The sequence below is a fragment of the Massilia solisilvae genome, assembly GCF_024753215.1.
GTDB classification, from domain to species: domain Bacteria; phylum Pseudomonadota; class Gammaproteobacteria; order Burkholderiales; family Burkholderiaceae_D; genus Telluria; species Telluria solisilvae.
The window spans coordinates 863,497-873,062 of the sequence record NZ_JANUGV010000002.1; the positions used below are offsets into that span (position 1 = coordinate 863,497).

Genomic DNA, 9,566 nt, shown 5'->3' on the forward strand with positions numbered 1-9,566 from the left:
AGCGGCGTCGCAATCACGGATTGGGCGCCGTCTTTTTTGGGATGCAATGGCCAGAAACTCGCTCAATCCGCAGGGCTTGCGCGTGGTGCTCGTGCTGCAGGGCGGCGGGGCGCTGGGCGCCTACCAGGCCGGCGTCTACCAGGCGCTGCACGAACACGCGCTGGTACCCGACTGGATTGCCGGCACCTCGATCGGCGCCATCAACGCCGCGCTCATTTCCGGCAACGCGCGCAGCCGCTGCCTGTCGCAACTGACGCGCTTCTGGGAGCGGGTGGCCCACAGCGATTGCGTGGACATGGAGGCGGTCGGCGACAACCAGCGGCGCGCGCACATTCGCCTCAATACCATGGAAACCGTGGTACGCGGCGTGGAGGGGTTCTTCGTGCCGCGCGGCGCCAGCGCGTTCGCGTTCGGCATGCCGGTGGCGCCGGAGAACGCCTCGTTCTACGACACCGAACCGCTCGAGGCGACGCTGCGCGAGCTGGTCGATTTCGATTTCATGAATACCGAGCCGGCGCCACGGCTGACCATCAGCGCGGTCAACGTGACCAGCGGTCAGCTGGTCCATTTCGACAGCCGCCGCCAACGCATCGGGCCCGAGCACGTGCGCGCCTCGGGCAGCCTGCCGCCGGGTTTTCCGCCGGTGCGCATCGACGGCGAGCTGTACTGGGACGGCGGCCTGTATTCGAACACGCCGCTCGAGGCCGTGCTCGACGAGTTGCCGCTGGGCGACACGCTGTGCTTCATGGTGGACCTGTGGAGCCCGGCGGGCGCGGCGCCGATGACCTACGAGGAAGTGCGCACCCGCCAGAAGGACGTGACCTATGCCTCGCGCACCGAGCGCCACCTGGCCGACTACGCGCGCGTGCACGCGCTGCAAAGCCGGCTGCGCGAGCTATACGACCGGCTGCCGCCGGAACTGCGCACGTGCGAGGACGAGCGCGCCATGCTGGCGCTCGGCTGCGGCAGCGTGCTGCATATCGTACGGCTACGCTACGCCGGGCACGACTGGCACATGGCGTCCAAGGACATCAATTTTTCCAAGGGATCGATCGAGTGGCGCTGGGACCAGGGCTATGCGGATACCCAACGTGCACTGCGCCACGCCGGCTGGCTGAGCGGGGTGCCGGCCGATACCGCGGTGGTGGTGCACGAGACGCCAGGACACGACGCCAGCGCGCGCCAGGCCGATTAGGGTAGGGGGCGGCTTGTCCGGCGTGGCACCCCCAACCCACGCGTTCAATTGCAAGTCGTACCGACGCTGGCCTTGGCGTCGAGCAAGCGCCCCTTGAACGCGTGGGCAGCCAAGCTGCCCACCCTGCGACTGCGTGTGTGCCAATCAGGCCTGGCTTATTTGGTCTTGCCAGGCGCGGACGGCGCGGCCAGCTTGCGCGCGTCGGCCATATCCTGCTCGTAGGTGGTGCGCGCGTCCTTCAGGCAGGCGGCGCGCTGCTCCTTGGGCGCCTCGCGGCAGGCCACCTTGGCCTCGGCGTAGGCTGCGCCGATTTCCTTTTCCTTGTTGCGCACCTCGTCGGCCGGGGTGTACCAGCGCGACGGATCGCCTTTTGCGATTTCCTGCTTCTGCTTCTGTGCAACAGCGGGTGCTACCGTGCTGTCATCCATCTGCTGTGCCTGCGCCAGCGCGAAAGCGCCAAGCGCACCGGCGAGCGCCACCGCGCGCGCCACATCCATGGGTCGCATTTGAACCTCCATCAAAGGTGAGGCGGGCGCACATGCGCCCCCCTGGTCCTATAACCGCCCAGTCAGCAGCAACACCAGCAGGACCACGACCAGCAGTCCAGCCACGCCGCTGGGGCCGTAGCCCCAAGTCCGGCTGTGGCTCCAGGTCGGCAATGCGCCGACCAGGGCGAGTATCAGGATTACCAACAGTATAGTCCCCATCGCCGTTCTTTACAGCAAGTAGGCAGGGACTCAATACCGGTACACACGGCCATCGACGATGCGCACGCGGTTGCCGACGTTCAGGTCATAGACGCTGTCCTGGGTGACGGTGCGGTACTCGCCGTTGTCCATACGCACGTTGATCTGGTACACCTGGCCGCCGTTGGCGTTGCGGTTGGACTCGACGCGGTTGCCGATTGCGGCGCCAGCCACGCCACCGGCCACGGTGGCTGCCGTGCGGCCGCCGCCGCTCCCAACCTGGTTGCCGGCCAGCGCGCCAACCAGCCCGCCGACGATGGCGCCGGCGCCGCTGGTGTTGCCCGATGCCTGCACCACCTGGATCGATTCGATCGTGCCGTAGCCCATCGAGGCGTTGCTGTTGTAGCCGTAGCCGCTGCTGTAGCCGCTGTTGTACGGCTGCGTGTTGTTGCTGGCGCAGCCAGTCAGGATGGCGCTTGCCGCGATCACGGTGGCGCCGAAGATGCGAGATCCTTTCATGTTGGTCTCCTGGGCAAATGAATGTGTGGACAGAATAGCTACACCGCGTCAAGCGATCTGTGCGTTGACGCACCTCCGCTGCCTGGGCGCCAGTGACCAGCGACATCGGACCAGCTGTGTTCGGCACCGAACAGAACAGCAACGGCAGGCGCGGTACAACGTTGTCAGTCCTGACACAACGGAGAAGACAATGAAGATGCCCCATATGCTGTTGCTCCTCGGCGCCGCGCTCCTGTGGGCCGGGCATGCCCGCGCCGGCGCCGTGCCGGACGCCAGGAACGCTTACGAACAGGCGCGCCAGGCCGCCGCGACCAATTACAAGAACGCCGTGGCGCAATGCGGCAGCATCGCCGGCAATCCGCACGACCTGTGCGTGGCCGAAGCCAAGGCGGCCCAGGTGCAGGCCGAGGAGGAGGCGCGCGCGGCCTACGAGAACACGCTCAAGGCCTACACGCGGGCACGCATGCGCATTGCGGCGGCCAACTATGACCGTGACAAGACGCGCTGCGCAGGGCTCACAGGCAACGACAAGGACGTGTGCATGGAACAGGCCAAGGCGACGCGCATCGCGGCCGAGGCCGATGCCAGGGCCGACAAGAAAACCATCGAGGCGCGCAGCGAAGCGCGCGAAGACAAGCAGAAGGCCGCGTACCACGTTGCGCTGGAAAAGTGCGACGCGTTTGCCGGCGCGGCCAAGGAACAGTGCGTGGCGCAGGCCAAGGCCGCCTACACCGCGCCGCGGTGAGCCGGGCGCTGGTCCTGCAACCGGTTCGGTCTCGTTCCGTGTCCGGCGCGGAACGATCGAGCGCTGTCCAGCACAGCTGCGACAGTTTTGTTTGTGTTTTTGACGTCAATCTACAAGGAGCAATCAATGAAAACGATCCAACGCCTCGCTACCGCGGTCTTCACCGCTTCGCTCGCCCTGACCGTGGTCGGCTGCTCGTCGAGCCCGACCCGCGAGAGCACCGGCGAGTACATCGACGACGCCGCCATCACCACCAAGGTCAAGGCTGCGATCTTCAACGAACCGACCCTGAAGTCCACCGAGATCAACGTCGAGACGTTCAAGGGCGACGTGCAGCTGTCCGGCTTCGTCGCGCAGCCGGCCGATGCCCAGCGCGCCGCCGAGGTGGCGCGCAGCGTCAAAGGTGTAACATCTGTCAAAAATGATATCCGGGTGAAATAAGCGTCCCGCCGGGGCGGCCCGGTTTTCCAGCAGGTTTTTGTTTTTTATGCAGCTCGCCCAATCCAGCCCGGCCCAGCCCGAGGCCAGCGCCGCCCCGGCCACTCCCGCCACCGACCTCGACCAGGGGACGGTGCAAGCCAATGTCCCCGACGGGGAAGAATTGTTGCCTGGCAGCTTGCGGCTGCCAGTGCACGTGAACGCGCGCGGCGTTTCGCTCGGCATCATCGCGACCGTCGCCTTTGTGTTTGCCTTGCAGTGGGCGCAGAAATTTTTCGTGCCTTTGTTGCTCGGCATTTTCATCGCCTACACGCTCAGCCCGATCGTCGCCTGGCTGGAGCGTTGGCACGTCAAGCGTGCGATCGGCGCCACCCTGGTCACGGTCGCGATCCTGGTCGGCATGGCCCTGACCATGCAGCGCGTGCAGGGCGAGTTCTTCAACATCATCGACGAGTTGCCCGCGCTCACGCACAAGGTCACCCGGATGATCACCGATAACTCGGGCGGACAGCCGAGCACGATCCAGCAGGTACAGGCCGCGGCGACGGAAATCGAGCAGGCCGCATCGAACGTGGGGGCGGACGCCAAGCGGGCGCTGCGCCGGCAACCCTTGCCGCCGAACGCCGGCTCGCCCAGTTTCCGGGTCATGGACTGGATCCTGGCCGGGTCGATGAGCCTGGCCGCCTTCGTGTCGGAGGCGACCATGGTGGTGTTCCTCGTGTTTTTCCTGCTGCTGGCGGGCGACACCTTCAAGCGCAAGCTGGTCAAGCTGACCGGGCCTTCGCTCACGCGCAAGAAGGTGACCGTGCACATCCTCGAGGACATCAACAGCTCGATCCAGAACTACATGTTCATGCTGCTGGTGACCAACATCTTGCTGGCCTTGCTGATGTGGGCGGCGCTGCGCGCGATCGGGCTCGAGAACGCCGGCGCATGGGCCGTGTTTGCCGGCCTGGTGCACATCATGCCGTACTTCGGGCCGCTCCTGATCACCTCTGCCACCGGCCTGGTTGCGTTCCTGCAGTTCGAATCGCTGCGCATGGTGCTGCTGGTGGCCGGCGCCTCGCTGGGCATCGCAACCCTGGTCGGCATGGTCGTCACGACCTGGATGACGGGCAAGATCGCCAAGATGAACGCGGCCGCCGTGTTCGTCAGCCTGCTGTTCTGGGGCTGGCTGTGGGGCATGTGGGGGCTACTGCTCGGGGTGCCGGTGGTGGTGGTGCTCAAGGTGGTGGCCGAGCGCGTCGAGGGGATGGAGGTGGTGGCCGAGCTGCTGGGGGAGTGAGGGCGCGGCTCGGCCGGGCACTGCTCAGCCGAGCCCTGCCCACGCGTTCAAGCAGCGCTGGCGTCGGATGAACGCGTGGGCAGCCGAGCTGCCCACCCTACGGACGCGGCGGCGACATATTCGTCACCCTTACGCGCGTGCGCTGGTCTTGTCCGCTCCCGTTTCCTCCTTCGGGCGGTTGCGCAGGCTGCCCAGCTGCAAGGCGTACTGGCGGGTGAATTCGGCGCCGAGGAAGAAGATCTGCGCCGAGTAGTACACCCACAGCAGCAGGGCGATCAGCGAGCCGGCCGCGCCAAAGCTGCTGGTCACGCCGCTGTTGCCGATGTAAAGCCCAATCAGGACTTTGCCCAGCGTGAACAGGGCCGCCGTGCCCAGCGCGCCGATGGTCACGTCGTGCCAGGACAGCTTGATTCGCGGCAGCAGCTTGTAGATCACCCCGAACAGGGTGGCGATCACGAGGAAGCTGATGGCGGCCGCGGCCCAGGCCAGCAGGGTGGTGGCGGTCTGCCACATGCCGCTGAAGTAATTTTCGAGCACATTGAGCGCCGCGTTCACCACCAGCGACACCATCAGCAGGAAGGCCAGCACCAGGATCAGCCCGAATGACAGCAGGCGCGTGCGGATCGTGTCCCAGAAGCTCGCGTCCTGCGGCGCGGGCACGTCCCAGATCTCGTCCAGGCTGTCCTTGAGTTCGGCGAACGCGCTGGTCGCGCCGATCACCAGCAGCACGGCGGCGACGATGGTGGCAACCGTGCCGCCTTTTTTGTTGCTGGCCGCGGCCAGCACGGCCTGGATCGTTTCGGCGCTTTGCTTGCCCATCAGGCCGCGCAGCTCGTCCAGCAGCTGGCCCTGCGCCGCCTCGGCGCCATAGAACAGGCCAGCGATGGCGATCACCATCACCAGCACCGGCGCCAGCGAAAACAAGGTGTAGAAAGCCAGCGCCGCGCCCTTGCTGGCCGCGCGGTGGGCCACCCATTCCGACACCGCGCTTTTCATCACGTGGTAGAGCTCGCCCGACTCCGACAGCCACTTCTTCATCTGCATTCCCGATCCTCCAGAATGACGAACGCGCCAGGGCGGCGCGTTCGGTGGGCCAGGGTTGGCGGACGCCACGGGCGCCCGCGCATGCCGGCGGTTACTCGACGCGTTTTTCGATCGTGATTTGTTCGACCTCCACGCGGCGATTCGGTGCCAGGCACGCGATCAGCTCCTTGCGCTTCTTCTGGTGGCACTCGGCCACCGGATTTTCCTCACCGCGGCCGACTGCCTTGAGGCGGCTGCCGTCGATGCCCTTGCTGATGAGATAGTCGCGCACGGCATTGGCACGGCGCAGTGACAGCTTGTGGTTGTACTTGGACGAACCGATGCGGTCGGTGTAGCCGGTGATCGTGATGTCGGTCAGGCTCGGGTTCTGCGCGAGCGTGTTGGCGATCTCGTCGAGCTTGGGCTGCGGCATCGAGAGCTTGGCGCTGTCAAACGCGAACAGTTCGGTGGCCGACAGCGTCACCTTCTCGAAGCGGGCCGGCGGCGGGGGCGGCGGCGGCGGCGCTTCGGTCGGGGCCGGGGTCGGGGCCGGCTGCTCGGCCACCGGGGCCGGCGGCGCGGGCGGGGCCGGCGGCGGTTGCAGCGCGTAGTTGAAGCCGAACGTCACGTACTTGGTCAGGCTCTTGTCGATGCCGTTGAACTTGCCGCCGTCCGGGTTGCCGCGCACCCAGCGCGCGTCGGCCTGGAACGACCAGCGGTCGTTGATGGTGGCCTGCAGACCCACGCCGCCCTGGTAGTACCACGAGGTGTCCTTGCGCAGGCCGACCGGGAACGGGCGACTGACATGGTCATGCTCGCCGCCGATACCAAACAGCAGGTAGGGGCGGATCGTCTGGCGCGACAGCATCAGCAGCGCGTCCACGCCGTACAGGGTTTGCCAGAAGTCGCCGTTGTGGTCGGTGTTGGCGCGCGCGTGGCTGGCGCCGATCTGGATGTCGAAGTACTGGTGGACGGGCTTGCCGACGCGGACCGCGCCGCCCCAGCCGTTCTTGTCCACGCCAAACGACTTGTCGGTGTCCATCCAGACCGCCGCGCCCGAGACGTACCACGAGGGGTTGATTTCCTGTGCCAGCGCGGAGCCGGCCGAGCAAACCAGCGCGGCGGCCAGAGCAATCTTTTTAATGTTATTCACGGGTGACTCCCATTGGTTGAAAGGGTAATTGACATCGCATGCTCTCGACAGTGATGTTGGATAAAGATTAAGCGGCTGAGTTCCGTTGGGTCCGTGCGTTATCGAACACAGGGGCCGGCAGAGTGCGCTTTTTACAACACCATCACAGCTTGGTTTCGATGTACCCGTACAAATAGTTGGAGCCGCCGTTGATGTTGCCCAGCAGCTGGGACGAGCCGAAGATGCCGGAGCGGTGCGACACGCCCACGCCGAGGAAGGTGTCCTTCAGGCGCCGGTTGCCGATCGCGTCGCCGACCGAAAAATCGATCGACGGGTCGAGATAGTTGAGCAGGCGGTTGGTGGCGCGGCCGCGGCGCGCCTGGTCGCGCACCTCGGTCAGCGGCACGCGCTGGGCCAGCGAGAAGCCCGCGCCGAAGCTGATGCGGGTTTTCACCCGCTCGCTCCACGGCAGGCCGTAGTAGCGCGCCTTGATCTGCGCATCGAGCTGCAGGCCGTTGGCGCGCAACCCGCGCTCGTCGTGCGCGACCACGCCCACATAGGCGGCGAAATCGAGCGGCCAGCCGTTCACCTGCTGCACCAGCGGGCGGCCGATGTCCACGCCCCAGATGCGGGTGTCGTCGCCGGTGCGGGTGGAGCCGCAGCGCAGCGCCACCGCCGGCAGGAAGTTGCATTCGGTCGCGCGCCCGCCCAGCACCCGCACGTACAGCGGCCGTCCCGGCTCGCCGTATTTGGCGTGGCTGCCGAAATCGTAGGCCGCGCCGACCAGGGCTCCCACTTGCGGGCGGTCGTCCACGATCGGGCTTCTCCGCACCGACTCGTCCAGGTAGGTCACGCCGACCCCGCCCAGCAGGCGCCAGCGCTCGGTCAGCTCGTAGTAGCCGTACAGTGCCGCGGTCCAGTCGGTGCCGGCGCCGGGCATGTAGGCCGGCCGGCCGGGTGCGGCTTCTTCCGGCCGCACGCCGTAGTAATAGTTGTTCAGGTTGGCGCTGCGCCGCGCGACCGTCCAGCTCGGGCGGAAGTGCCAGCGCCCCGAATGGATGTCGATGCTGTAGCCGAAGCGCCATTCGTTGCCGTGGCTGGTGTTGTTGGCGTCGTGCAGCAGTTCGAGGTCCACGTTGCCGAACTGGGTGCGGCCTCGGTAGGCCACGCCGCTTTGCAGCGCCGCCGTGCGCCGCGCCATGCCGGCAAGGGCGGCCTGGTTCTCGGTCGGGAAGCCTTCGTAGCGGTAATCGAGGAACAGTTCCCAGTTGTGGTCGCGCCGCTCGCCCAGCTTGACGCCCACCCGGGTCGCGTGCAGGTACACCTTGTCGCCCTCGTACATGTAGAGCGGCACCAGGTCCTGGGTCACCTTGGCGTCCTGGTAGGGCGGGCGGTCCATGCGATGGATGCCCCCCAGCCCGGCGCTGCCGGGGATGGCCAGGAAGTCGACCAGCACGTCGGTGGCGGCCGGGCCGGCGCTGGCGAACACGGGCAGCAGCAGCAGGGGAAGGGGAGCAAGACGCAGGCGCATGGGCAACACAGCCAAAAAACGGACATTTTAGCCCGTCAGGCGAACTGATGCATTTTGGCCAAGCTTGCGCGGGCGCCGCACCCTTGCAAGAAATTCTTTCAGGAATTTCCAGCAATGTTAGATGGTGCACAGACCAGTCGTGCTGACGCAGGCAATCTTGAGCCCAGTTAAGCGGAACCCGTGGTGTTGTCAGGGTGTCAAACGGCACACAGCGACCCGGACTACACAGTCTCTCTTGAAATTGGAGCTAACCAACATGCATGCAACGACTCATCATAACGCGGTGCAAGGCGACATGGGCGCAGTGCACAACTCCAGCAGCTCTGCGCTGATCGAGCGCGTCCCGCCCCAGCCGACCGAGCGTGCGCCGATTTCGCTGGCGCCGATCGAGCGTGTGCGCTCGACCTCGGCCACCCAGCGGCGGATCGAGAACATGCAGAAGCTGATCCAGGAGCTGCAGACGCATGAGATGCTGGCGGACGAAATCGCCTGGTTCCTCAAGTTCTCGCCGTCCGGCGCGCGCAAGTATATCCGCGACCTGCGCGAAGCTGGCGTGATCGAACTGGCCCGTTACATCGAAGGCACCGCCACCTACCTGGGCAAGGCCGTGTACCAGATCTGTCCCGATCAGGATCGCGTCAAGGCCTTCCTGGCCGCAATCGCCCAGCCCAAGCGCGAGGGCGTGGCGCCGCGCAAGGAGCGCCCGGGCCTGCGCGAGCAGAGCATGGCCGGCGCCGGCCGCCACTTCCACATCCTGGCCGACGACACCCACTACGCGATCCGCGTCAACCGCAGCCCGGTCTCGCGCGATCCGCTGGTGGCCGCGCTGTTCGGCCCGGCCCCGGCCCAGGTCGCCAAAGAGCGGGCCTGATCCGCCGCGGGCGCGAGAGAGGCCCTCCATCCTCCAGGCCGGCCTTGGCGCCGGCCGCCGCTGTCCGAATGCCGCCGCGCAGGCTCCCGGCCCGGCGGTTTTTGTTTGGGCAAGCCCAGCTATTGAAATCCGGTCAACAAT

11 protein-coding genes are annotated in these 9,566 nt (G+C 66.4%); 5 read left to right on the forward strand and 6 right to left on the reverse strand.

Annotated features, from left to right (window positions below; translation table 11 throughout):
- Positions 1-46 precede the first annotated feature (46 nt).
- The gene (locus NX773_RS12100; protein WP_258856563.1) at positions 47-1,195 is read left to right on the forward strand and encodes a patatin-like phospholipase family protein; all 1,149 of its coding nucleotides are present in this window, start codon (positions 47-49) and stop codon (positions 1,193-1,195) included.
- Positions 1,196-1,350: 155 nt separating this feature from the next.
- Here NX773_RS12100 and NX773_RS12105 read toward each other — a convergent pair whose 3' ends face one another.
- From NX773_RS12105 to NX773_RS12115, 3 genes are read right to left on the reverse strand one after another with little or no spacing between them, the layout of a single operon-like run.
- Positions 1,351-1,701 (reverse strand): hypothetical protein, encoded by a 351-nt coding sequence (locus NX773_RS12105; protein WP_258856564.1) that lies wholly within the window; start codon positions 1,699-1,701, stop codon positions 1,351-1,353.
- Between the two features lie 48 nt (positions 1,702-1,749).
- Positions 1,750-1,902, reverse strand: a complete 153-nt coding sequence (locus tag NX773_RS12110; RefSeq protein ID WP_258822052.1) for a DUF3309 family protein — start codon at positions 1,900-1,902, stop codon at positions 1,750-1,752.
- Positions 1,903-1,932: 30 nt separating this feature from the next.
- Entirely contained in the window at positions 1,933-2,400 is a 468-nt protein-coding gene (locus NX773_RS12115) for an outer membrane lipoprotein (RefSeq protein ID WP_258856565.1), read from the reverse strand.
- Between the two features lie 190 nt (positions 2,401-2,590).
- Here NX773_RS12115 and NX773_RS12120 point away from each other — a divergent pair, with 190 nt between their 5' ends.
- The 3 genes from NX773_RS12120 (at position 2,591) to NX773_RS12130 (ending at position 4,868) form a co-directional block, all read left to right on the forward strand.
- Positions 2,591-3,145 (forward strand): hypothetical protein, encoded by a 555-nt coding sequence (locus NX773_RS12120; RefSeq protein ID WP_258856566.1) that lies wholly within the window; start codon positions 2,591-2,593, stop codon positions 3,143-3,145.
- A gap of 126 nt (positions 3,146-3,271) precedes the next feature.
- On the forward strand, positions 3,272-3,586 hold the full coding sequence (locus tag NX773_RS12125; protein WP_258822049.1) for a BON domain-containing protein: 315 nt from the start codon (positions 3,272-3,274) through the stop codon (positions 3,584-3,586).
- Positions 3,587-3,632: 46 nt separating this feature from the next.
- Positions 3,633-4,868: an AI-2E family transporter gene (locus NX773_RS12130; RefSeq protein ID WP_258856567.1), complete on the forward strand. Its 1,236-nt coding sequence runs from the start codon at positions 3,633-3,635 to the stop codon at positions 4,866-4,868.
- 129 nt (positions 4,869-4,997) lie between these two features.
- Here the strand turns inward: NX773_RS12130 and NX773_RS12135 are convergent, their stop codons facing one another.
- The 3 genes from NX773_RS12135 to NX773_RS12145 all read right to left on the reverse strand — a co-directional run bounded on the left by NX773_RS12135 (position 4,998) and on the right by NX773_RS12145 (position 8,554).
- Entirely contained in the window at positions 4,998-5,912 is a 915-nt protein-coding gene (locus tag NX773_RS12135) for a YihY/virulence factor BrkB family protein (RefSeq protein WP_258856568.1), read from the reverse strand.
- Between the two features lie 91 nt (positions 5,913-6,003).
- On the reverse strand, positions 6,004-7,044 hold the full coding sequence (locus tag NX773_RS12140; RefSeq protein WP_258856569.1) for an OmpA family protein: 1,041 nt from the start codon (positions 7,042-7,044) through the stop codon (positions 6,004-6,006).
- Positions 7,045-7,186: 142 nt separating this feature from the next.
- Positions 7,187-8,554, reverse strand: coding sequence for a MipA/OmpV family protein (locus NX773_RS12145; protein WP_258856570.1), 1,368 nt, complete (start codon positions 8,552-8,554; stop codon positions 7,187-7,189).
- Positions 8,555-8,810: 256 nt separating this feature from the next.
- On the opposite strand from NX773_RS12145, the gene NX773_RS12150 reads away from it, so the two are divergent.
- Positions 8,811-9,425 (forward strand): winged helix-turn-helix domain-containing protein, encoded by a 615-nt coding sequence (locus NX773_RS12150; protein ID WP_258822044.1) that lies wholly within the window; start codon positions 8,811-8,813, stop codon positions 9,423-9,425.
- Positions 9,426-9,566: the final 141 nt, after the last annotated feature.

Bases quoted from the DNA above. Each gene is read 5' to 3' on its own strand.
- NX773_RS12100 (WP_258856563.1), top strand. From the start codon at position 47: ATGGCCAGAAACTCGCTCAATCCGCAGGGCTTGCGCGTGGTGCTCGTG.
- NX773_RS12105 (WP_258856564.1), bottom strand. From the start codon at position 1,701: ATGCGACCCATGGATGTGGCGCGCGCGGTGGCGCTCGCCGGTGCGCTT.
- NX773_RS12110 (WP_258822052.1), bottom strand. From the start codon at position 1,902: ATGGGGACTATACTGTTGGTAATCCTGATACTCGCCCTGGTCGGCGCA.
- NX773_RS12115 (WP_258856565.1), bottom strand. From the start codon at position 2,400: ATGAAAGGATCTCGCATCTTCGGCGCCACCGTGATCGCGGCAAGCGCC.
- NX773_RS12120 (WP_258856566.1), top strand. From the start codon at position 2,591: ATGAAGATGCCCCATATGCTGTTGCTCCTCGGCGCCGCGCTCCTGTGG.
- NX773_RS12125 (WP_258822049.1), top strand. From the start codon at position 3,272: ATGAAAACGATCCAACGCCTCGCTACCGCGGTCTTCACCGCTTCGCTC.
- NX773_RS12130 (WP_258856567.1), top strand. From the start codon at position 3,633: ATGCAGCTCGCCCAATCCAGCCCGGCCCAGCCCGAGGCCAGCGCCGCC.
- NX773_RS12135 (WP_258856568.1), bottom strand. From the start codon at position 5,912: ATGCAGATGAAGAAGTGGCTGTCGGAGTCGGGCGAGCTCTACCACGTG.
- NX773_RS12145 (WP_258856570.1), bottom strand. From the start codon at position 8,554: ATGCGCCTGCGTCTTGCTCCCCTTCCCCTGCTGCTGCTGCCCGTGTTC.
- NX773_RS12150 (WP_258822044.1), top strand. From the start codon at position 8,811: ATGCATGCAACGACTCATCATAACGCGGTGCAAGGCGACATGGGCGCA.